A 22,121-nucleotide genomic window follows, 5' to 3' on the forward strand; every position below is an offset into this window, starting at 1 on the left:
GTGACGGGGGTCACGTTCCTCGGTGTGGTGTGAACCCTAGGTTTCGCGTCCGAACAATGACAAGCGATTGCCAAAAGTTGTCAAAACGCGTAGAAGACTCCCATGAGCTCACCGAAGCGCACCACCATCTACGACGTGGCCCGGGAGGCGGGTGTGGCCGCCTCCACCGTCTCGCGGGCCCTGCGCAACCCGCGCCGCGTCAACACCGCCACGCGCGAGCACGTCCTGCGGGTCGCCGAACGCCTCGGCTACCGCCCCAGCCCCCTGGCGACCGCGCTCCAGTCCGGGCGGACCGCGACCGTGGCGATGCTGGTGCCCGACATCACCAACCCCCACTTCTTCGGCACCATCCGGGGCGCCGAGCGCCGCGCCTCCGCGGCCGGGATCACCTTCATCCTCAGCGACACCGAGGAGTCCGCCGACAACGAGCGCACCAAGATCGAGCACCTGGCGCGCTCGGTGGACGGGTTCATCCTCGCCGCCAGCCGCATGTCCGACGAGAGCATCCTGGAGCTGGCCGAGGAGCACAACCTGGCACTGGTCAACCGCGAGGTGCGCGGCCTGCCCAGCGCCGTGGTCGACACCCGGATCGGCAGTCGCCAGATCGTGGAGCACCTGGCCTCGCTGGGTCACCGTTCGCTGGTCTACCTGTCGGGTCCGCACCAGTCCTGGCTGGCGGGGGAGCGCTGGGAGGCGCTGCGCGAGGGCGCCGAGCGGCACGGGATCCGCGCCGTGCGCCTGGGCCCCTTCCCGCCCCGCCTGGTCGGCGGGGGCGCCGCGGCCGACGCCGTCCTGGTCACCGGGGCCACGGCCGTGGTGGCGCACAACGACCTGCTGGCGATCGGGGTCCTGCGCCGCCTGGCCGAGCGGGGCGTGGGCGTGCCGGAGCGGATCAGCGTGGTGGGCTACGACGACATCTTCGGGGCCGACTTCTGCGTGCCCTCGCTCACCACCCTGGCCGGGCCCCAGGACAAGGCGGGCCGCTCGGCCGTGGAACTGCTGCTGGAGAACCGGTCGCGCTCCACCGCCCGCACGACGCCCGACCGGCGGGTCATGCTCCCCTCGCACCTGGTCATCCGCGCCTCCTCCGGGCAGGCGCCCGGGTGAGGGAGCCGGGCCGCGGGACCCTCCCGGCGGCGTGACCGGCTCGGGACGGGGGAGCGGCCGTGGGCGGCGGGGCCCCGTCTCCGGGTGGATGGGGGCACCGCCCGGCCTGAGCGGTGAGCGGTCGTGGACGGCAGGCGACCGGCACGGCCGGGCCCGGTGTCAGGCTCCGTCCGCGCCCTCGCCCTTGGCCCAGGCGGTGACCAGCCTCTGGGCGTCGGGGCGGCGCGGCATGGCCACGAGGAGCAGGTCGTCCTCACGGATCCGGGTGTGCGCCGAGGGCATCAGCACCCGCTTGCCCCGCACGATCGTGGTGACCAGGCCGTGCGGCGGGTCCAGCTCCCCGAGCCGCCTGCCCACGATGTAGAGCCCCGGCGTCGCGCGCACCTCGATCAGCTCGGTGCCCAGGTCGCTGATCGGGACGTCCGCCGCCACGGGGTCGAGCGAGTGGCCGCCCCGGGTCAGCCCCAGCAGGCCCGCGGCGGCGCGGACGCTGGTGCCCTGCACCGCCGCGGAGACCAGCACGACGAAGAAGACGACGTTGAAGATCAGGGCGCCGTCCGGATACCCGGCCACGAAGGGGAACGTGGCCAGCACGATCGGCACGGCCCCGCGCAGCCCGGCCCAGCTGACGAAGACGATCTCCCGCCACGTGTAGTCGAACCACACCAGGCACAGCGCCACCGTCACCGGACGCGCCACCAGGACCAGGACGGCGCTGACGGCCAGTCCCGGGAGCGCCACCCCCGGCAGGTCGGAGGGGAAGACCAGCATGCCCAGCAACAGGAACAGTCCCACCTCGGCGGTGTTGGACAGCCCCTCGTGGAAGGTGCGGATGCCCCGCCGGTGCAGGGGCGCGCGGGCGCCCACGACCAGCCCGGTGACGTAGACCGCGAGGAAGCCCGAGGCGCCCGCCAGCGCCGCGGTGCCGTAGGAGGCCCCGGCCACGCCCAGCGCCAGCACCGGATAGACCCCGGCCGGGCCCAGGTTGACGCGGGTCAGCAGCCAGCTTCCGGCCAGCCCCGCCACGGCGCCCACGACCAGGCCCCCGACCAGCTGCATGAGGGCGAACAGCGCCCACTCGGCCGGTGACGGAGTGTCCTGCCAGGTGGCGATGAGGCCGATGGTGAGCAGGATGGCGATCGGGTCGTTGGCGCCGGACTCCACCTCCAGCAGGGAGGCGACCTTGCGGGGCAGCGGGGCCCTCCGTAGCATGGCGAACACCGCCGCGGCGTCGGTGGAGGCCACGACCGCGCCGATGAGCAGGGCGGTCAGGGGGCGCACGTCCAACAGCAGGTACGTGCCCGCCGTCAGGATCAGCGCCGTGCCCGCCACGGCCACGGTGGCCAGCCCGAACCCGGGAGCGGCGGCGCGCCGCAGGTCCCCGGGCTTGGTCGTCAGGCCGCCCTCGAAGAGGATGAGGATCAGTCCGACGGCTCCGCCGATCTGGGCGATCTCGGGGTCGTCCAGCCGGATCAACCCGAGCCCGTCGTCGGCGATGAGCATGCCCAGCGCCAGGAAGAGCAGCAGGCCGGGCAGCCGGATGCGGTTGGCGAAGCCCGCGGCCAGGATCGCCGCCACCAGCAGGAGCCCGGCCGCAAGGATCCACCCGTCGGCGGGCAGGTGCACTGCCATGGTTCCCCCGTCGTCGGCTCTGGGACGCGGTGGAGGGGGGAGTGCCGATGGCCGCCGGTGGTGAAGACGGCGCCGCACGGGCCCCCACCCGCGCCATCACCCGGTTCCTGGTGCCCCTGGACGGCACCGCCGGTGCGGCCGCCGCCCTCGGCCCCGCGCTGCGCGCCGCCCGCGTCCTGAGGGTCCCCCTGGAACTGCTGACCGTGCACGACCGCGTGCACGGTACGTGGGCCGAGGACGTCGACGCGGTCGCCGCGGGCCTGGACTACGACCGCGTCGAGGTCTCCATGGTCGGCTCCGGCTGGCCGGGGGACGTGATCGTCGACGCGGTCGCCGAGCAGCCCGGAACGGTCGTGTGCATGGCCACCCACAACCGGGACCGGTTCTCACGCCTGGTGGCGGGCAGCGTCACCGAACACGTACTGCGTCAGGCCGCTGCCCCGGTGCTCATGATAGGTCCCGGGTACCTGCGGGACGGGGGAGGCGGGGCCGGTGACCGCGCCCTCGTCTGCCTGGACGGCGGTTCCCGCGACACCGCCACCCTCGCCCTGGGGCGGGGGTGGGCCCGCCAGCTCGGACTGGAGGTGGAGCTGGTGCACGTGGCCCCGCCCGGCGGGGCGGCCGTGGCCGGGGCACGGCTGTCGGGGGCCGCGCGGAGGCTGGAGGCGGACGGCCTGGCGGTGCGGACGACCGTGCTGACCGGCGCCGACCCCGCGGGCGACATCACCGGGCTGCTCCACCGCCGCCCCGGCGCCCTGGCGGTGCTCGCCAGCCGCGCCCGGGTGGGGATTCCCAAGCTCGTCCTGGGCAGCGTCAGCTCGCGGATCCTCGCGGCCAGCCCCCGCCCCGTCCTCCTCACGCGCTCCTCCTGAGGTCCCCCCGCCCCCGGTGCGCTGATCGGAAACGTTGCCGGTGCGACGCGAGGGGGCCCGGTGCCTCAGCCGGTGGCCAGGGTCTGGCGGTAGTGCGCGATCAGCGCCTCGTCGGGACCGGCCTGCGTCCGCTCCGCGCGTCCGTCCAGCACGGCGGCGAGCGTGCGCAGGCACACGTCCCACCCGGCCGCGGTGTTGGCCGTCCAGGCCGGGTCGGCGACGGTGTTGGACAGGCGCAGCACGCACCCGTCGCCGTCCTCCTCCAGGGTCCAGCGCAGGTCCTCGCCGTCCCAGTGGAAGGCCAGGACGTGCGGCGGGGCGAACTCGGTGATCGGCGCGGTCCGCGGTTCCTCGCCGGGGAAGGTGAGCGTGAGCGCGCCGCCCTCGCGCGCGTCGATCGCCACCCGGCAGGGGAACCACCGGCTGAGCGCCTCGTCGGTGGTCAGCGCGGCCCAGACCGCCGACAGCGGGTGCGGGTAGCGGCGGGTGAAGTGCAGTACGGGTGCGCCGGGCGTGCTCGCGTCGACGCGGACCTCGGTGCTCATGGCTGCTGCCCCTCCTGTGGGTGCGTGGAGTCCAGGTACCCGCCCAGTTCGTCCAGCCGGTCCGTCCAGAACGCCCGGTAGGGGCGCAGCCAGTCGTCCAGGTCGCGCAGCGCCTCGGCGCGCAGGCGGTAGCGCCGCCCCTGCCGCTCGGCGGTCTCGGAGACCAGCCCGGCCGTGCGCAGCACGCGCAGGTGTTTGGAGACGTTGGGCTGGCTCATGTCCAGCCCGGAGACCAGGTCCTTGACGAGCAGGCCCTCGCTGCGGCGCAGCGCGTCCAGGATGCGGCGCCTGCTGGGCTCGGCCAGGACGGCGAACAGATCGGGCATGCACTGAGTATGCCTAACTGGTTATATAACTGTCAAGGCATGAAGGAGGGTTGTGGGCTCCCCTTCCCGCTGAGGGGCGTCCTGGCCTACTGGGGGGTGGTGCCACCCCCCCAGCAGGCCGGAGGGCTGGCGACCCGGAGGGCCCGGGCCCCGCCGGGCACACCTGGCGGGGCCCGGGGCGGATTCAGCCGCTAGACAGTGTTTTTTGGGACCTCCGCTTCGCTTCGGCCCGTGTTCGGGCGCCCGAAGCACGGGAACCTTCGGTGTCTCCGGCGGGTTCGCTCGTGCCCACCCGTCGCCCGCCACCACCCTCAACGGACGCCTACGGCGCGGTTCTCCCACGGAAACCCGCCTCCACCACCTCCAGGACCCCGTGGGCGCCCGAACCAACCCCCACAAGCTGAGGCCGGTTCAAAAAAACAGGCCCTAGCCGCTCAGCTCCGGTTTGCCGAACAGCGCGGCGTAGCCGGAGGGGAGCTGGCTGAGGATGTGGTTGAGCTGGCCCCCGGTGACCCGGCGGGAGACGGTGGTGAGCACGGCGCTGGCGTCCCACTCGGCGGTCCGGGGTCGGGCTCCGGTGGCGGCGCCCACCCGGGTGAGGAACTCCTCCACGCCGAAGGACTCCGCCTCCAGCAGTTCGCCCTGCTGGATCGCCTCGCCCAGTTCGTCGGGCAGCTGCGCGACCAGGTGTTCCGCGCCGTTCGCCTGGAGCCGGGGCGCCAGCACGCCCAGTACCGCGCGGCTGACCTGCTCGGCCTCGTCGCGGTCGGCGTACTCACCCAGCTCGCGGACCTCGTTCAAAAACTCGTCGTAGTGCATCTCGACCTCCACGTGGTGGCGGATGTCCGGGTCCCCTGCCCGCTCCCCGGCGGGGGCAACCACCGGGGAACGGGCCAGGTCCGTGCAGGCCAGGGGCCTCGGAGGAGGTCAGGCCTCCGTGGGGTGGACGGCCCGGTCCCCCTTCGCCGGACCCGGTGCGGGCGGGACGTACAGGTCGGTGGCCTCGTGGCCCACCCTGCGCGCGGTCAGGGCCGCGGGCACCATGGCCAGCAGCGCGAGCAGGGCCAGGCCGACGCCGACCCACAGCGGGGCGCGCAGCCCGAAGGCGTCGATGCCCATGCCGCCGATCCAGGAGCCGACGACCACGCCCATGGTGATGAACGAGGAGTGCACGGTGTTGACCAGGGCACGCGGGTTCCCGGCGCGCTGGACGCGGGTGATCATCGCGGGGTTCAGCGTGATGCCCACCAGGCCGATGCCCGCCATCGCCAGCAGGGCGGGGACCGGCAGTTCGGCGAAGAGGGCGAAGACGCCCAGGAAGACCGTGTTGAGCGCCAGGCCGGCCACGATGACGGTCACGGTGTGGGACATGGCCAGACGGCCGACCACGATGTTGCCGACGACTGTCGCCCCGCCGTAGCCCAGGAGCAGCAGCGGCACGATGTCGCGGGAGAAGCCGGTGACCTCGGTGAGGATCGGCGTGAAGTAGGAGAACGCCGCGAAGGTGGCGCCGATGACGAGCGTGGAGGTGGCCATGACCGTCCACAGGCGCGGGCGGCGGAACACCTCCAGCTCGGAGCGCAGGGCCCCGGCCTCCTCGGGCCTCTCCAGGCGCGGCAGGGCGAGCATGGTGGCCACGGCCACGACCACGGTCAGCACCCCGACGGCGGCGAAGGCGGTGCGCCAGCCGAACTGGCCGCCGACGAGCGTGGACAGCGGCAGGCCGAGCAGGGTGCCCACCATGAGGCCCTGGAGGGCCAGACCGGTGGCGCGCCCGCGCAGGTGCGGCGCGGTGACCTGGGCGACCGCCGACAGGGCGACTCCGAAGAACGCGCCGGAGGCCGCGCCGGTGACCACGCGGGCCGCGAGCATGGGCCAGTAGGAGGTGGAGAGGGCGGCCAGTGCGTTGCCGACGAAGAAGACGGCGAACAGCACCATCAGCGCGTGGTTCGTGCGCAACCGGAGCACCGACAGGGTCGCCAGCGGGCCGCCGAGTGCCATCGCCAGCGCGAACGCGGTGATGAGGTAGCCGATCTGCGGGATGGTGGCCCCAAGATCCTCGGACATCTGCGGCATGAGTCCGCCGACGAGCAGTTCGCTGGTGACCATGGCGAAGATGCCGAGCGCCATGAGGTGGACGGACTTGGGCATGGGGGTTTCCTTCCAGGTTTTGAATCGATCAGACCAAAACTGGGGCGCGCGGGGAGACGCCCGGCGGGCACACGGCAGTGCCGCTGCGGGAGCGGAGGGCCCGCGCGGGCACGCGGGTCCGGGGTGGTCGGGGTGGTCGGGGTGGTCGGGACGAGCCGGGGCTCGGGGGAGTGCGGGGGCGGACAGGTCAGGGGTCGGAGCGGACCGGGGAGCGGGCGGGCCCGGGGGCGGGACGGGGAGGGCGCTGGGGAGCGCGGGTCAGGGCCGGAGCGCCTCGATTCCGGTCGAGGCGACGCCCTCCAGCACCGTGCGCCCGGCGCCCGACTGGGCCGCGACCCTCATCCCGGAGATGAGCGAGACCACGTACCAGGCCAGGTCGCCGGGGTCGCGGTCGGCGGCGATCGAGCCGTCGAGCTGGCCGTCCATGACGGTCAGGCGCAGTGAGGACAGGCGTTTGTGCAGGTCGGCCTCCACCACCTGGGCGATTCCCGGGTTGCGTGAGGCGATCGTGGTGATGGTGTTGACGGTGAAGCAGCCTGCTCCGCGTCCGCTCTCCCGGTTGGCCGTCTCGTCGGCCACGATCACGGCGAGCAGAGACCCGATCCGGTCCAGCCCGCTGCCCTCCGCGGAGTCCAGCACGGTTCCCTGGCGGGCGGTCATGGTGGTGACGTAGTGGGAGAGCGCCCGGCGGAACAGGTGCTCCTTGGAGTGGAAGGTGTTGTAGAGACTGCTGCGGGTCAGCCCGGTCGCCTGGCACAGGTCGGCCGTGGAGGTCCCGTCGAAGCCCTTGGCCCTGAACGCCTCGTAGGCGGCCCGGATCACGTGCTCCTCATCGAACTGGCGTGGTCTGCCCATGCTCCAGACGGTACCACTTTATGGACCGATCGACACAAAAAATCGAGGGCGTAACCGGGGTGCCGACCGAGGCCGCGGAAGTGGTAGTCAGGGGCGCGGGCGCTGGACCCGCGCCCGGCGGGCGCCGTCCGGAGCGGTCCCCCGCGGCGCCGGAGACCCGTTCGGCGCCGCCCACCAGCGCAGAGGGAGAACCACGGCATGGAACACAGCCCCGTCACGCGGGTCCGGTTGGGCAGGTCGTCGGTGACGCTCAGCCCCCTCGGGCTGGGCACCGCCCCGCTCGGCAACAGCGGTTACCAGGAGGTGGACGAGGAGGCCGCGGCCGCGACGGTCCTGGCGGCGTGGGAGGCGGGCGTGCGCTACTTCGACACCGCCCCCCACTACGGCCTGGGCCTGGCCGAGCGCCGCCTGGGCCGTGCCCTGGCCGGTCTGCCCCGCGAGCAGTACGTGGTCTCGACCAAGGTCGGCCGCCTGTTGGAACCCACCCCGCACCGGGCCGGGCGGCTGGACGACCAGGGATTCGCCGTCCCCGCCGCGTACGGGCGGCGGTGGGACTTCAGCGCCGACGGGGTGCGCCGCTCCCTGGAGCGGAGCCTGGAGCGGCTGGGCCTGGACCGGGTGGACGTGGTGCTCCTGCACGACCCCGACCACCACTGGGAGCAGGCGGTCGGGGAGGCCTATCCGGCCCTGCGCGAGCTGCGCGACCAGGGCGTGGTCGGCGCGATCGGCGCGGGCATGAACCAGGCGCGCATGCTGGAGCGCTTCGCCGTGGAGACCGACGTGGACGTCGTGCTGCTCGCGGGGAGGTACACGCTGCTGGACCAGGGCGCGGCGGCCACGATGCTCCCGGCCTGTCTGCGCGCGGGGGTGTCGGTGATCGCGGCCGGGGTGTTCAACAGTGGGATCCTGGCCGTGGACGAGCCCTCCGCCGACGCCACCTACGACTACGCGGCCGCCCCCGGCCCGCTGCGCGACCGGGCGCTGCGGATCGCCGCGGTGGCCCGCCGCCACGGCGTGAGCCTGCCCCGGGCGGCGATGGCCTTCTGCGCGCGCCACCCGGCGGTGGCCGGGGTCCTGGTGGGGGCCCGCTCGGCCGGGGAGATCACGCACGACGCCGAGCTCCTGGCGGCCCCGGTCCCCGAGGCCCTGTGGGCGGACCTGGAGGCCGAGGGGCTGCTGGTCCCCGGAACCGCGCCCTGAGCCCGGACGCCGGTACCCGCCGTGCGGACGGACACGAGGACCGCCTTCCGCGCGGGCGGGTTCCGCGGCGTCGTAGCGTTCGGCCTCCCCGGCGCTTCGGGGTCTCCCGCCGTGCGGGGCCTCCGTCGTAGGGTGGCCGTGCGGACCGCGGCCGCGGTCCGCACGGCGAACCGAGGGGAGCACCACGTGCGCCTGGTCTGGGTACTCGACACCAACGACCTCCACGCCGCCGCCGAATTCTGGTGCGCCGCACTCGGCTTCGAGCGCGAGGAGGGACAGCACCCGGTCTACCGCTCCTTCGCGAGAGTGCCACCGGCTTCAGCCGGTGGGTGAATCGCCCGTCACGAAACGTCACACCCCCGCGCTAGGGTCGATCCAGACTAGCCAAGGGAGGTGACACATCAAGCGCGAACGCGGCCACAAAGCCCGCCTCTATCCCACCAAGGAACAGCTCTCCGGGCTGGAGACCCAGGGGCATGCCGCCCGCGCTCTGTGGAATCTCCTGCACGCGTGGTGGACCATGTCCTCGCAGAACCGGCGGGTGTCCCTCACCGACGCCGATGCCGCGATTCGTCAGGCCCGCAAGGACCTGCCCTGGTTGGCGGCCCTTCCCGCACAGGCCGGGCAGCAGGTGTTGAAGACCTACTTCCGGGCGTGGCGGAACTGCTGGGCGGGCCGGGCCGGGCCGCCCGCCTTCAAGGCCCGGCTGCGCACCCGGATGTGCGTCGACATCCCCCAGGGCCGGGACCTGAACATTCAGCGCCTCACCCGCCGTTGGGGGATCGTGCAGATCCCCAAGGTCGGTGTGGTCCGGTTTAGGTGGACCAAGAACCTGCCCGTGGGCAAACACGCCGACGCCGCCAACCGCGTCACCGGGGCGCGGTTGGTGCGGGAGGCCCACGGCTGGCACGTGGTGCTGCGCCTGCGCACCGACGTGAAGGAACCGGCCCCGCACACCGGCCCGGGGGTGGGCATCGACCGGGGCATCGCCCAGCCGCTCGCCCTGTCCGATGGCACCTTCCGTGAACACGGCCCGTGGCTGTCCCCGGGCGAGCAGGAGCGTCTGCGCCGGTTGGAGCACAAAGCCGCCCGCCAGAGGCGGCAGCGCACACCCGGACAGCCGTCTTCGAACCGGCTGCGGCGCACCTATGACCAGATCGCCAGGGTGCGCGCGAAAGCCAAGCGCCGCGCCCTGGACTGGCAGCACAAGGTCACACACACCCTGGCCCAGGAGTTCGGCGTGGTGGGGGTCGAGGACCTGCACATCACCAGCATGGTCCGCTCGGCCCGGGGAACGGTGGACGCCCCGGGCACCAACGTGGCGCAAAAGCGCGGGTTGAACCGGGCCATCGCCACTCAGGCGTGGGGGCGCACCATCACGTTGTTGGCGTACAAGCTCGCCGATAGGGGCGGACACCTGGTGCGGGTACCCGCCCCGAACACCTCGCGGCGCTGCTCGCGGTGCCAGACCATCACCGAGGGCAGCCGCGAGTCGCGGGACCGGTTCGTGTGCAAGGCACCCGGATGCGGGCACATCGCGCACGCCGACACCAACGCCGCGTGCAACATCGAGCACGCGGTCAAGCAGCAAGCGCCCCAGGACATTGTGGGTGCCAGGACGTGGAGCCCTCGCCGTCAGGCGGGCTGTGAAGCGTAGACCACCAGCGGCGGACGGGTTCCGTTAGCTGGATTCTCCCGCCTTCAGGCGGGAGAGGATGTCAAGAGGAGGACGGCCACCTGCTGGCGGTGATGGCCGACCCCGAGGGCAACGAGTTCTGCGTGGTCCAGCGCCTCGACGGCACACTGGGCGGGTAGCGCGGAACCGGTCCCGGTGCGGTTGCAGGACGCCTGACGAGCCGGTCCGCGCGGAGGTTCGTCCGACGTCCGGGCCCGGGTCAGGACGGCTCCTGCGCCCGGTCCGCACCGCCCGAGCCGCCAGCTTGGTCCGCGTCGTCCACGCCGTCCGCGTCGCCCGCCCGCTCCGACCCGTCCGCGCGACGCGGGCGCATGCCGACGGCGGCGAGCACGGCCAGACTGGCGGCGACGGCGGCGCACACGTAGCCGACGGCGGTGAAGGCGTCCCCGAAGGCCTCCCGTGCGGCGGCGACGACCTCTCCGGCCGTTCCCGACGGCAGTCCCGCGGCCGCTTCCAGGGCCGAACCGATGTCCTCCCTGGCCGCGGTGAGGACGTCGTGCGGCAGCCCGACGGGCAGCAGCCCCTCCACCCGCAGCCGGTAGAGGGCGGACACCAGGCTGCCCGTGGCCGCGATGCCCAGTGCCACACCGAGTTCGCCGCTGGTCTCGGACAGGGCCGCGGCCGACCCCGAACGCTCCTCGGGCGCGGAGGAGACCACCAGGTCGGTGGTCAGCACGGTCGTCGGACTCAGTCCGAGCACGGCCAGGGACCCGCCCGCCACCAGCGCCCACAGCGGCCCCTGCACGTCCACCTGCGCCAGGAGCAGGTACCCGGCCAGGGAGAGCAGCGCGCCGCCGGCGATCACCGCGGGCGGACCCCAGCGCCCGGCCAGGGCGGGCGCGGCGAGGGAGCCGGCGATCGCGGACAGTGCGACGGGCACGGTCAGCAACCCCGCCCGCAGCGGGGACAGTCCGGCGGCCGACTGGAGGAACTGCGGCACGAGGAAGTTCACCGCGGTGACGGCGAAGACGCCCACCACCAGCAGGGCGAGGGCGGTGCGAAAGGTCCGGGACCGGAACAGCACGGGATCCACCAGCGGTGTCGCCAGGGTCCTCTGCCTGCGGGCGAACACCACGCCCAGGGCCAGACCGGCGGCGAGCACGGAGACGGCCACCGCGTCGGGCCCGGAGACGACCATCTCCTTGAGGCCGTAGACCACGCCGAGCATCGCCGCGACGGACAGCACCACGCTCACCGCGTCGGTCCGGGCCGCGGAGGGGTCTCGGCTCTCGGGCAGCAGTACCGGCCCGAGCAGGGCCAGGACGAGCATGAACGGCACGGCCACGAGGAACACCGCCCCCCACCAGAACGCCTCCAGCAGTGCGCCGCCTACGAGCGGCCCCAGAGCGACGCCCACCGAGAAGGTCGTCATCCACACCGCGACCGCGGTCGTGCGCTGGCGACCGTCCCGGAACATCGTCCGGATGAGCCCGAGCGTGGACGGCATCAGGGTGGCACCGGCGGCGCCGAGGGCGGCGCGCGCGGCGATGAGCATCGTGGGGGAGTCCGCCAGGGCCGCCCACACCGAGGCGGCGGCGAACACGACGGAGCCGATGAGCAGCAGCCGTCTGCGGCCGATGCGGTCACCGACCGAGCCCATCGTGACGAGCAGACCGGCGATGGCGAAGCCGTAGACGTCCATGGCCCACAACCACTGGGTCGGACTGGGATCCAGGTCGGCGCCGATGTGCGGTCCGGCAAGGAACAGGATGCTCGCGTCGACGGCCAGTACGAACAGCGGAAGGGTGAGCAGACCGAGCCCGAGCCACTGGCGGGGTCCGGCGCGCGGGGGTACGTCCGTGGCCATGGTTGTTCCCGTCTCTCATTTCGATACGATACGGTTCGGATCGGATATTAGACATGAAGGAGAGATGACGTCAATGGCTCAGCGCTCCGGCGGAGGCGGGCGTCCCCGTGACACGCACATCGACGCGGCGGTCCTCGACGCGGTCTCCGATGTCCTGGAGGAGGGCGGTTACCGGGGACTGGCGATCGAGCAGGTCGCCAGGCGGGCACAGGTGAGCAAGGCGGCCGTCTACCGGCGCTGGCCCAACCGGCAGCTGCTCGTGCTCGCCGAACTGGAGCGGCGCATGGGGCGGGTGGAGCCGCCGCGCACCGGCTGCACCCTGTGCGACCTGGATGAGGCCCTGTCGCTGTTCGCGCGGACCTTCACCTGTATGGGGCCGGAGTTCTTCAGCCCACTGCTCGCCGACTGCTCGGGTGACGCCGAACTGCACCGCAGGTTCATGGACACGCTCTTCACGCCTCCCCGCGCGGCGGTGCGCGACACCCTCGAACGGGCGCGTGATCGGGGTGACTTGCGGGACGACGTCGACCTCACGCTGGCGGTCGACACCCTGGCCTCCCTGGTCCACTACCGGCTGCTCTTCGGGCACGCGCCGGTGGACGGCACGGAGATCGGCCGCGCGGTCATGACCCTCCTGCGAGGGCTGGCCCGCGACTTCACCACGTTGGAGGCAGAGGCGGCCGGACACGCCTCGGCGGGGCACGGCGGGGAGGGGACCGGCGAATAGCGGGGCACCGGTGCGGGAGCGATCCGGAACCGGACGGCCTGGGGAAGGCCCGCTCGGAGAGGGACGCGCCGCGCCGTGGCGTTCCCGGCCACGAAGGCGGCCCCGGCGCGTCCTGCCCGCACCCTGCCCGCACCCTGCCCGCGCCATGTGTGCGCCGGAATCGCCGGGGTAGCGCTCACCACACGGCCCGCGCGCACCGCTGAACCGCGCGGACGCGGGCCTTCGCGCCACAGGGTTTGGCGCCGCGACCGGGGTGAGGTGACACACGTGTTTCGGGACCGGCGAGAGGCGGGCGAGCGGCTGGCCCGCGCGGTGGCGGAGCGGGCGGGACCGCGCCCGCGCGTGCTGGCCCTGCCGCGGGGCGGTGTTCCCGTGGCCAGGCCCGTCGCCGAGGCCTTGGGCGTGCCGCTGGACGTCGTGGTCGTGCGCAAGATCGGTGCCCCGGCAAGCCCGGAGACGGCGATCGGGGCGACCACGGCCGAGGGGCCTCCGCTGTTCGACCAGAGGGCGCTGGACCTGCTGGGCATTCCCGAGGGGCGCCTGGCCGACATGGTCGGGGCCGAACAGGCCGAGGCGCGGCGCAGGCTGCTGGCCTACCGCGGGGAGGACCCCGAGCCCGAGGTCGGCGGATACGACGTCGTGGTGGTCGACGACGGGCTGGCCACCGGGCTGAGCGCCCGGGCGGCGCTGACCTCGGTGCTCGCCCGGCGCCCCGCGTCCCTGACGCTGGCCGCTCCCGTGGGCGCGCCCGACGCCGTGCGCGCGCTCTCCGACGTCTGCGACCGGGTCGTCTGCCTGGAGACGCCGCCGGACTTCGGCGCGGTCAGCCTCTGGTACGAGAGATTTCCCCAGGTCACCGACGACGAGGTCCGCGGCCTGCTGGTGAGGCTTCCCCGGGGACCCGGCGACTCCGGTGGCCCCGAAGGACCCGGCGGTTCCCACAGTCCCGGCGGCGGCCCTCCCGGCCGTCCCTGACCGCCACCGGCCGCCGTGCACGCGGCGGACGACACCGGGTCGGAGCACCGCACGGGAGCCCGGCCCCCACGAAGGGAGACCACCATGACCGCCGTCGACGTGACGGTACGTACGCCGGACGCGGGGCTCGACGGGCGGCTGACCGTGTTCCCCGGTGCGACCGCGGTCGTGGCCTTCGCGCACGGCAGCGGAAGCTCACGCCACAGCCCGCGCAACCGGGCCGTCGCCGAGGAGCTCAACCGGATCGGGGTCGCCACGCTCCTGCTCGACCTGCTCACCCCCGAGGAGGAACGCGCCGACAGCGCGACCGGGCGGCAGCGCTTCGACATCGACCTGCTCACCCGGCGGCTCACCGGCACCGTGGACTGGCTGGCCACGCACGAGGACACCGCGGGGACGCCCATCGGCCTGTTCGGCGCCAGCACCGGCGCCGCCGCCGCGCTGAGGACCGCCGCCGAGCGCCCGGACCTGGTCGCCGCGGTGGTCTCGCGCGGCGGCCGCCCCGACCTCGCGGGCACGGAGGCGCTCCAGGTCGTGCGCGCCCCGACGCTGCTCATCGTCGGCGGCGCGGACACCGAGGTCCTGCGGCTCAACGAGGACGCGGCCGACCGGCTCAGCGCCCCGCACCGGATCCACGTCGTCCCCCGCGCCACCCACCTGTTCGAGGAACCGGGTGCGCTGGAGGAGGTGGCCGACGCCGCCTCCGGCTGGTTCGCGGGCATCCTGGGCGAGGTGGAGAGATGAGCCCCGGGACCGGCCCGGACGCCCTCCTGCGGCTGACCGGCCCGAGGTCGCTGGACCCGGTTCTGGAGCGGATCGGCGACGCGCGCTACGTGCTGTTGGGCGAGGCCTCGCACGGCACCGCCGAGTTCTACCGCTGGCGCGCGGAACTGACCCGGCGGCTGGTCGACGAGGCCGGTTTCTCCTTCGTCGCTGTGGAGGGCGACTGGCCGGACTTCCAGGAGCTGCACTGCGGTGTCGTGGGCGCGCCGGGTGCGCCCGAGGACCCCAAGGAGATCCTGGAGGGCTTCCGCAGGTGGCCGCAGTGGATGTGGGCCAACACCGAGGTGCTGGAGTTCGCCCGGTGGCTGCGCGGGCGCAACCTGCGGTCCGCGCCGGAGCGGCGCGCGGGGTTCTTCGGCCTGGACGTCTACAGCCTGTGGGAGTCGCTGTACGCGGTGCTGGGATGGCTGCGCGAGAACATGCCCGAGCAGGTGGGACCGGCCCTGAGGGCCTACCGCTGCTTCCAGCCCTACGGCGAGGACCCCCAGGCCTACGCCCGGGCCACACGGCTGGTGCCCGAGAACTGCGAGGCGGAGGTCGTGCGGCTGCTGGCCGAACTGCGCCGGAGGGCAGGGAGGGCCTCGTCCGCCGAGAGCCTGGCCGACTTCGCCGCGCGCCAGAACGCCGAGGTGCTCGCGGGTGCCGAGCAGTACTACCGGGCGCTGGTGCGCGGAGGCCCCGAGTCGTGGAACGTCCGCGACCGCCACATGGCCGACACGCTCGACCGGCTCATGGAGCACCACGGGCCCGGCGCCAAGGCCGTCGTATGGGAGCACAACACCCACGTCGGCGACGCGCGCGCCACCGACATGGCCGCAGCAGGCATGGTCAACGTGGGCCAGCTGGTGCGCGAGCGACACGGGGCCGAGGACGCGGTCCTCGTCGGCTTCGGCACCTACGAGGGCCGGGTCACGGCCGCACGGGCGTGGGGCGAGACCCCCGAGCCCATGCCGGTTCCCGCGGCGCGCCACGGGAGCGTGGAGGCCCGGCTGCACCAGTCGTTCGAGGGGGAGACGGGCCTGCTGGTCCTGACAGGGGACGGGGCGGTCGATCCGTTCGCGGGCGAGGTTCTGCCGCACCGCGCCGTCGGCGTCATCTACCACCCCGGGCGCGACGGGCTGCGCAACTACGTCCCGACCGTGCTGGGGGAGCGCTACGACGCCTTCGTGTTCGTCGACCGCACCCGCGCGCTCACGCCCCTGCACGAGGTCGAGGAGGACTCGGGCGAGGAGGAGACCTGGCCCAGCGGCCAGTGACGCGGACCGGCTGCCCCTGACGTGTGCGCGGATTCCATGCGTGTGCACGGATTCCGGTCATGTGCGCGGACCCCAGCCGTGTGCGCGGTTTCCGTCTGTGTGCACGGATCCTGACCGTGCGCCTGGAACCGAACGGGGACCCGGTGAGCGGGACCGGACGTCCCTGCCGTCCGGATTCCGTCCGCTGCTAGGTTGTCCGCGACATGACGGACGGTGCGGCCGTGCGGACACGGCGCCGCCGTCTCCGGCGCGCGGCCCCGAGGCCAGGGAGAGCAGTGGACGGGGCAGGGGCGCCGGATCGGCGCCGACGTGTGAGGAACACCCTGGCGTGGACCGAGGCGGGGCTGCTCGCGGGCGCCCTGCTCCTGGCGGCCGCCACGGTGGTCCGGAACTGGGGAGGGCGTGAGGACGGCCTGTTGGAGGAGACCGGCGGCTGGTGGGTCCCGGGGGCGGCCGTCGCCGGGCTGGCCCTGTTCTACGGCATCCGCTGGAACCTGACGCGTTCCCGCCGCCTCGACGACGAGCCCGAGGGCCGGGCGTACGTCGTCTGGCTCGCCCTGGCCGCCCTCGGCGGCGTGTACCCGGCTATCGCGGGCTTCCCGCGCGACTCCTTCCCGGCCACCGCAGAGACGGCCTGGCACTACGACCGTTCCTGAACAGTGGTCAGAAGTGACCCCGGGGGTCACGCTGGCACCGCACCCATCCCGAACGGTGCTGGATGGGCTGGGTCACCGCGTTCCTGCCGCGTCCGGCGACGTGCATCGTGTGCGCGCTCCGTGGCGGGTGGGCGGTTTCCCTCACGTCCGGAACTACCTGGTGCGGCCTGGGCGGTCCGATGCCCCGCACCATCACTCCGGTGGTGTGGGGGCGGTGCCGTCCGTCGCCGGACCGGGTGGCTCTGGGCGCGCCTGCCGACCGCGATGCTGGCCGCATCGTGCCGGGAGACCTTCCTGCGTTTGGTGGTCAGGGGTTGTTGCCAGTGCTGGGCACCCCACCTTGATGTATACGCGGGGTCCACGGCGATGACCGCCACCCCCAGGGTCTGGGCCATCGACACCAGCCGGGACCGCAACCGAGCCGTGGGAAAACCACTGATCAGCCGCCGAAACTTCTTACGCCGTCCGTGCTTCTCCCGGGTCTTCTCGCGAGCAAAGTCCAGGTCCTCCACCGCGATGGCCCGCACACCGCTCGCGGTGGCCCAGCGCAGCAGCCGGGACAGGGCGTGGCGTACCTGGGCGTCCCGGTGGGAGGCGCTGCCGGACAGGTCGAACTCAAAGCGGTGTGGGTTCCCGACCGGGTTGCCGTGCACGTCGAGCCGCCAGGCGGCCAGGTGGTCGGCGTTGGCGTCCACCCCGATCACCCCGTGGGCCAGCGCCGCTTGCATAGGCAGGGCAGGCACCGCCTGTGGGGTCCAGGACGCGCTCACATACCACCGGCCCCGATCCGCATCCAGGTGGAGGCGGTGGGCCACCGCCCTGTCGGCCTCGACCCGGTCGGCCCACTCGGCGCCCCGGTGGGCGAAGGCCACCCGGACCGAGAGCACGTACCGACCGTGCGCGGCGTTGGCCAGATATGCCAGTGGAGCGGGCAGCCTGATCGAGACCTGCCCCTCAGGGGTGATACGGATCGTCTCGTTGCCGTACCGTTTGCCGGACTCACCATCAGCTTGGAGGAAGGAGCGTGCGGCCTCCCACCGGGCCCGCCACTCGGCCTCGGTCAGCTGCGCCCGGTCCAGGTGGTGACGGCTGTTCAGTAACCGCTTGCCGCCACGCACCACAGGGACCCGCCCCGCCTCCCAATCGGCCACCGCCACCGCATAGCGATGCTCCAGGGCGGCCAGGCGTCGGGACTTGGCGTGCCACTCCCGCCGACAGGAGTACCCGCCCGGGACACCCTGGGTGCCCGGGGTTCTGAGGGGTTGGGAGAGCCGGTGGCGCAGGTGTCGATCCCGGTCTGGAGGCGGTGCAGGTGGGCGAGCTGGCTGCGGCGGGCCAGTGCCCACTGCTCGTTCGAGGCCCTGGTGATCGCCCCCGCCCACCGCGAGGACGAGACAGCGGTCAGCCCCCGTTTGCGGGCCGCCCAGGAGTCCTTACCGTGGCCGCTGCCGTCCGCGCACCGGGCGGCCAGGTCCGTGGAGGCGAGCGAGCCCAGATGGGCGCCCACGGCCCGCAGTACCGCCTCGTCCTCAGGAGTGAGGCCCTTGAGCCGGTCACGCACGCTCACCCCGGTCGGTGCGGGGGCCAGGAACGGGTTGGCGATCGACCGCAACCGCCGCGTGCCGGTACCTGCCATCTCGCCTTGCCTCCTGACCCTGCCGGTTTCGTCGCTGTGTTCGAGATGACCGTAGCCAGGACCGGGGGCGCTTGTCCGGAGAATCAGCGAACTTGTCGGACAGACTTTCCTGGGCGGGCCCTCCGGGGCCAGCGCCCGCGGCCCGGTATCCGGTTCGGGCGCCCTGCCGGATGCGATACAGTTTCACCTGTTGGCGGCGCTGGGAACGGCGTCCGCTCAGCGGACGGGACGTAGCGCAGTTTGGTAGCGCACTTGACTGGGGGTCAAGGGGTCGTGGGTTCAAATCCCGCCGTCCCGACAGAGAAGTAGCAGGTCAGCGAGGGGTCCACTGGATGGTGGGCCTCTTTCTGCGTTCCAGGTGGGGTGGAAGTGGGGCTGTAACCGGGAGATGCGGGCCGTCAGCCCACGTCGTTGAGGATGTCGTCCATGGCCTTGGCCGCGAAGCGGCGCACCGGCCTCAGCTGGCGGCGGTAGACGCGTTCGGTGGTGTCGGTGCCGTCGTGTCCGACCAAGAGCGAGATCTCCTCGATGCTCACGCCGTGGTTCGACAGCTGCGACACGAACCTGTGCCGCAGCTCGCGCGCGGTCCAGTCCTTGTCGTTGAGTCCTGCCTTTCTGATGATCCTTCTCAGGTCCCGTAGGACGTTGTGGCGATCCAGCGGTGTCCTGGCATGTACCGGCTTCGGTGGAGCCGTGTTTCCGGATTCTCAGGCCACGGTGCTCGGTAGTCTCTTCTCGAAGCTCTACGGGTGTCAGCCAGCCGATCGCCGAATGCCGACGTTGCCGGTTGTGGAAGATCTCCAGGTACTCGAAGATCGCGTTGGCCAACTCCAGACGAGTCCGCCACCTGCGCCGATCCAGCAACTCGACCTGCATGCGCGACCAGAACGACTCGATGACGGCATTGTCGTAGCAGTCCCCGATCGATCCCATCGAGGGCACCAGCCCGGACTCCTTGGCCTGCACGCCATGGTCCGAGTGAATCACCGTCCCGGGGCCGGTTCACGGTCATCGATGGCCATCCCGAGCGCGTTCGTGGTCAACGCCGCGGTGGGTGAGGAATCGATCGCCCACCCGACCACACGCCGCGAGCACACGTCCAGCACCACCGCGCAGTACACCTTGCCCTCCCGGGTGGGATGCTCGGTGATATCGGTGACCCACAGCTGGTCCAGGCCCTGGCGAGCGAACCGGCGGTCCACCAGGTCGGCTGAGACCAGGTCCGGACGCGCACGCCGCCACTTCGGACGGCCGGCGATCCCCTTGATGCCGGCCCGGGACATCAACATCGCCACCGTCCCGTGCCAGGTCCGCATCCCTCGCCTGAGGGTGAGTTCGGCGTGCACACGCCGCACCCCGTAGACGCCGTTGGACGCGGCGTGGATCTGGCGGATGGTGTCGGTGAGCAGCACATGCCGGATGGAGCGGGCCGAAGGTCCGCGGTCGCGCCAGGCGTAGAACCCCGACTCGGACACCCCCAGGACCCGGACGGCGACCTGGACCGGATGGCCCTCGGCGGCCATCACCGCGATCGCCTCGAACCGTCTTTTGGGGGCACCACCTTCCCCAGCAGCTCGCTGGCCCGGCGGTGGATGGCCAGTTCGGCCTCCAGCTCGGCGATGCGCTTGTTGGCTACGGCCAGCTCGGTCTTCTCGGTGCTGGTCAGGCCCGGAGCCAGGCCTTGGTCGATGCGGTCCTGGCGTCGCCAGGCGTAGATCGTCTCGGTGCTGATGTCCAGATCGCGTGCCACGTCCGCGACGCTGCGTCCGGCCTGGACCAGGTCCAGGACCTTGCGGCGGAACTCGGCGGGGTATCCACGACGTCCCACGATGCCCTCCTTCAAGGGTCACGTGGTCCCAGGATCCAGAAAACCGACTCCAAAAAACGCAGGACACACCACCACTCCGCCGCGTCCGTAGGCCGCCTTGTCTCAGCGAGGATCCGAGACAGGTCTCCTCTTCTCATAGGGGTCGGGCGGGTCGTCGATGGCCTCCACCTCCTCGACGCGGAAGCGGTGGTCGCGCACGTCCATCAGGTCGCCTTCGGGCTCGACCCAGGTTCCGCGCACGACCCACCAGCTGTTCTTCTCCGGCTCTGGGAACTCCGCGGGGTGCTCGACGACCAGCACGCGGTTGACGACCGTGTCGGCGGCGCAACAGGTCATCTGGAGACGGGCCAGGTACCAGCCCTCCGTCTCCTCGCCCGGCACGGCGAAACCGGTGAGTTCGATGGTGCGGTCCGCCATCGTACGTTCCTCGTCGGTCCACGCCCAGACCACGAAGTCCTGCATCTCCATCGCCACCGGAGAGTCCGGGTCTGAGGAGTTCAGGTCGTCCAACGGCCGCCCGCCGCCGACGTCGCGGGGAGGCCCCTCGGCCACGGTGCTCTGGGCCGTGTAGGCCCCCAGAGCGGGCGGCGCGATCACGAACACCGACAACACGGGCGCCAGGAGCAGCCAGGCCGTCCGTGGAGCACGAAAGTGGTCGTGACCATGGCCGTCATCGTGATCCCGCTCGGTCAGGCTCGGCCCGCGCACGGCCGCGCGCGCTTCGAAGACGACCAGCATGAGCCCCAGCGCCACCAGGATCGCGCCGGCCACGACGAGGAACGGCTGGAACCACCCCTGGACGTAGTTGAGGTAGAGGCCGGTGGGCAGCGTGCCGATAAGCGAGGCGCCGAGCAGGATCAGCATCAGCCCTTGGGCGAGGCGGTTCACAGGAGTATCTCTCCGACCAGGAAGGTGAAGACGAGGGTGGTCGCGAGTGTGAGCGGCACGAAGCGCCGGACGAAGGCCCATCCGAACGTGCCCGCCTGGAGCGCGATGAGCTTGAGGTCGACCATCGGGCCGACCACCAGGAAGGCGAGCTTCGCCACGGGGGAGAACTCGGTGAAGCTGATCGCCACGAACGCATCCGCCTCAGAGCAGATCGACAACAGGATCGCCAGCAGCGTCAGGGTCAGCACGGACACGATCGGCCGGTCCGCCACGGCCGAGATCCACTCGCGCGGAACGACCACGTTCAACGTGGCCGCAGCGAGTCCGCCCACGATGAGAAAGCCGCCCGCGTGCACGATGTCGTGCACCATCGACTCCCCGAACTCCTTCCATCGGGGACCGGAGCCGGTGCGTTGACCACCGAACGGGGGGATCCAGTCGGCGCGGCCGACCCGGGCCCACACCCAACCGACAACCACGGCGGCGGCCAGGGAGGCGACGAACCGGGCCACGACCATCTCGGGCTGTCCGGCGAAGGCGACGGCCGTGGCGATCAGGACCACGGGGTTGATCGCCGGGGCGGAGAGCAGGAAGGTCAGGGCGACCGCGGGGGCGACGCCGCTCCTCATCAACCCCCGGGCCACCGGCACCGACGCGCACTCGCAGCCGGGGAGGACGGCTCCCGCCAGTCCGGCGACCGGGACGGCGGCTGCGCTGTTGGTCGGGAGGGCCCTGCGGTAAAACGAGGCGGGGACGAAAGTGGTGATGGCCGCCGAGAGCACGACACCGAACACGAGGAACGGTATCGCCTGAAGGCTGATCGCGGTGAAGATCGTGGCCCAGGCCAGGAACGCCTCGTGGGTCAGTTCCTCCGACAGCCACGCATGTCCGAGGGCGATCCCGGTGAGCAGGAGACCGAAGGACCACAGGGTCACGGCCCGGCGGGGCCCCCGGGGGCGTCCCCAGTCAGGAGGCGGAACGTCGTCCTGGGAATCCCAGTCGCCGGCCAGAGACGATCCCAGAGTGGGGGGACCGGGAACGGGGGGCCTGGGCGTTCTCTCGGGCACGTCAGCTCTCCGATGGGGCGGTGAAATGTTCGTGGGGGTAACGGGCCGGGCCCCGTCACCGGTGAACGCGTTCGGCAGGGGGCGATCCGTGCATGCCTGGCGCTCCCGAAGAGG

General features: G+C 72.5%; 22 protein-coding genes, 1 tRNA gene and 1 pseudogene. 11 read left to right on the forward strand and 13 right to left on the reverse strand.

Annotated elements, in window-relative coordinates:
* Positions 1-102: 102 nt before the first annotated feature.
* Entirely contained in the window at positions 103-1,107 is a 1,005-nt protein-coding gene (locus FYW99_RS27315) for a LacI family DNA-binding transcriptional regulator (protein WP_150254890.1), read from the forward strand.
* A gap of 159 nt (positions 1,108-1,266) precedes the next feature.
* Here FYW99_RS27315 and FYW99_RS27320 read toward each other — a convergent pair whose 3' ends face one another.
* The gene (locus FYW99_RS27320; RefSeq protein WP_190394827.1) at positions 1,267-2,739 is read right to left on the reverse strand and encodes a potassium/proton antiporter; all 1,473 of its coding nucleotides are present in this window, start codon (positions 2,737-2,739) and stop codon (positions 1,267-1,269) included.
* A gap of 47 nt (positions 2,740-2,786) precedes the next feature.
* Here FYW99_RS27320 and FYW99_RS27325 point away from each other — a divergent pair, with 47 nt between their 5' ends.
* Positions 2,787-3,611 (forward strand): universal stress protein, encoded by an 825-nt coding sequence (locus tag FYW99_RS27325; protein WP_150254891.1) that lies wholly within the window; start codon positions 2,787-2,789, stop codon positions 3,609-3,611.
* Between the two features lie 65 nt (positions 3,612-3,676).
* On the opposite strand, the gene FYW99_RS27330 is transcribed toward FYW99_RS27325, so the two are convergent.
* From FYW99_RS27330 to FYW99_RS27350, 5 genes are all read right to left on the reverse strand, one after another.
* Complete coding sequence (locus FYW99_RS27330) at positions 3,677-4,156, reverse strand: SRPBCC family protein (protein WP_150254892.1); 480 nt, start codon at positions 4,154-4,156, stop codon at positions 3,677-3,679.
* Positions 4,153-4,482, reverse strand: coding sequence for an ArsR/SmtB family transcription factor (locus tag FYW99_RS27335; RefSeq protein WP_150254893.1), 330 nt, complete (start codon positions 4,480-4,482; stop codon positions 4,153-4,155). The genes FYW99_RS27330 and FYW99_RS27335 overlap by 4 nt, the downstream gene beginning before the upstream one ends.
* Before the next feature lie 426 nt (positions 4,483-4,908).
* Positions 4,909-5,301, reverse strand: a complete 393-nt coding sequence (locus tag FYW99_RS27340) for a DUF2267 domain-containing protein (protein WP_150254920.1) — start codon at positions 5,299-5,301, stop codon at positions 4,909-4,911.
* Positions 5,302-5,409: 108 nt separating this feature from the next.
* A complete protein-coding gene (locus FYW99_RS27345) occupies positions 5,410-6,633 on the reverse strand; it encodes an MFS transporter (protein WP_150254894.1) in 1,224 nt (407 codons plus the stop codon).
* Between the two features lie 258 nt (positions 6,634-6,891).
* On the reverse strand, positions 6,892-7,488 hold the full coding sequence (locus tag FYW99_RS27350) for a TetR/AcrR family transcriptional regulator (protein WP_150254895.1): 597 nt from the start codon (positions 7,486-7,488) through the stop codon (positions 6,892-6,894).
* A 198-nt stretch (positions 7,489-7,686) separates the two neighbouring features.
* On the opposite strand from FYW99_RS27350, the gene FYW99_RS27355 reads away from it, so the two are divergent.
* From FYW99_RS27355 to FYW99_RS32580, 3 genes are all read left to right on the forward strand, one after another.
* Positions 7,687-8,688, forward strand: a complete 1,002-nt coding sequence (locus tag FYW99_RS27355) for an aldo/keto reductase (RefSeq protein ID WP_150254896.1) — start codon at positions 7,687-7,689, stop codon at positions 8,686-8,688.
* Positions 8,689-8,874: 186 nt separating this feature from the next.
* Entirely contained in the window at positions 8,875-9,021 is a 147-nt protein-coding gene (locus FYW99_RS27360) for a VOC family protein (protein ID WP_223839658.1), read from the forward strand.
* Between the two features lie 67 nt (positions 9,022-9,088).
* Complete coding sequence (locus FYW99_RS32580; RefSeq protein ID WP_394350381.1) at positions 9,089-10,345, forward strand: RNA-guided endonuclease InsQ/TnpB family protein; 1,257 nt, start codon at positions 9,089-9,091, stop codon at positions 10,343-10,345.
* 238 nt (positions 10,346-10,583) lie between these two features.
* On the opposite strand, the gene FYW99_RS27380 is transcribed toward FYW99_RS32580, so the two are convergent.
* Positions 10,584-12,191 (reverse strand): MFS transporter, encoded by a 1,608-nt coding sequence (locus FYW99_RS27380; protein ID WP_150254897.1) that lies wholly within the window; start codon positions 12,189-12,191, stop codon positions 10,584-10,586.
* A gap of 64 nt (positions 12,192-12,255) precedes the next feature.
* Between FYW99_RS27380 and FYW99_RS27385 the strand changes: the two genes are divergently transcribed.
* The 5 genes from FYW99_RS27385 (at position 12,256) to FYW99_RS27405 (ending at position 16,588) form a co-directional block, all read left to right on the forward strand.
* On the forward strand, positions 12,256-12,918 hold the full coding sequence (locus tag FYW99_RS27385; protein ID WP_223839662.1) for a TetR/AcrR family transcriptional regulator: 663 nt from the start codon (positions 12,256-12,258) through the stop codon (positions 12,916-12,918).
* A 267-nt stretch (positions 12,919-13,185) separates the two neighbouring features.
* Entirely contained in the window at positions 13,186-13,893 is a 708-nt protein-coding gene (locus FYW99_RS27390; protein WP_150254898.1) for a phosphoribosyltransferase, read from the forward strand.
* Positions 13,894-13,977: 84 nt separating this feature from the next.
* Positions 13,978-14,637: a dienelactone hydrolase family protein gene (locus FYW99_RS27395; RefSeq protein WP_150254899.1), complete on the forward strand. Its 660-nt coding sequence runs from the start codon at positions 13,978-13,980 to the stop codon at positions 14,635-14,637.
* On the forward strand, positions 14,634-15,932 hold the full coding sequence (locus FYW99_RS27400) for an erythromycin esterase family protein (protein WP_150254900.1): 1,299 nt from the start codon (positions 14,634-14,636) through the stop codon (positions 15,930-15,932). The genes FYW99_RS27395 and FYW99_RS27400 overlap by 4 nt, the downstream gene beginning before the upstream one ends.
* Before the next feature lie 311 nt (positions 15,933-16,243).
* Entirely contained in the window at positions 16,244-16,588 is a 345-nt protein-coding gene (locus tag FYW99_RS27405; protein WP_150254901.1) for a hypothetical protein, read from the forward strand.
* 26 nt (positions 16,589-16,614) lie between these two features.
* Here the strand turns inward: FYW99_RS27405 and FYW99_RS32585 are convergent, their stop codons facing one another.
* Complete coding sequence (locus FYW99_RS32585; protein ID WP_223839664.1) at positions 16,615-17,739, reverse strand: IS200/IS605 family accessory protein TnpB-related protein; 1,125 nt, start codon at positions 17,737-17,739, stop codon at positions 16,615-16,617.
* Positions 17,682-18,224: a hypothetical protein gene (locus tag FYW99_RS32590; RefSeq protein WP_223839666.1), complete on the reverse strand. Its 543-nt coding sequence runs from the start codon at positions 18,222-18,224 to the stop codon at positions 17,682-17,684. Before FYW99_RS32590 ends, FYW99_RS32585 begins: the two co-directional genes overlap by 58 nt.
* Before the next feature lie 224 nt (positions 18,225-18,448).
* Between FYW99_RS32590 and FYW99_RS27415 the strand changes: the two genes are divergently transcribed.
* Positions 18,449-18,522: transfer RNA gene (locus FYW99_RS27415), tRNA-Pro, on the forward strand.
* A gap of 100 nt (positions 18,523-18,622) precedes the next feature.
* Here the strand turns inward: FYW99_RS27415 and FYW99_RS31990 are convergent.
* The 4 genes and pseudogenes from FYW99_RS31990 to FYW99_RS27440 all read right to left on the reverse strand — a co-directional run bounded on the left by FYW99_RS31990 (position 18,623) and on the right by FYW99_RS27440 (position 22,007).
* On the reverse strand, positions 18,623-18,883 hold the full coding sequence (locus FYW99_RS31990) for a tyrosine-type recombinase/integrase (RefSeq protein WP_190394831.1): 261 nt from the start codon (positions 18,881-18,883) through the stop codon (positions 18,623-18,625).
* Between the two features lie 88 nt (positions 18,884-18,971).
* Positions 18,972-20,052: pseudogene (locus FYW99_RS31995) on the reverse strand (IS3 family transposase); the annotation flags it as partial.
* 102 nt (positions 20,053-20,154) lie between these two features.
* Positions 20,155-20,940: a TIGR03943 family putative permease subunit gene (locus FYW99_RS27435; RefSeq protein WP_150254904.1), complete on the reverse strand. Its 786-nt coding sequence runs from the start codon at positions 20,938-20,940 to the stop codon at positions 20,155-20,157.
* A complete protein-coding gene (locus FYW99_RS27440) occupies positions 20,937-22,007 on the reverse strand; it encodes a permease (RefSeq protein ID WP_150254905.1) in 1,071 nt (356 codons plus the stop codon). The genes FYW99_RS27435 and FYW99_RS27440 overlap by 4 nt, the downstream gene beginning before the upstream one ends.
* Positions 22,008-22,121 lie beyond the last annotated feature (114 nt).

This window comes from Nocardiopsis deserti (assembly GCF_008638355.1).
GTDB classification, from domain to species: Bacteria; Actinomycetota; Actinomycetes; order Streptosporangiales; family Streptosporangiaceae; genus Nocardiopsis; species Nocardiopsis alborubida.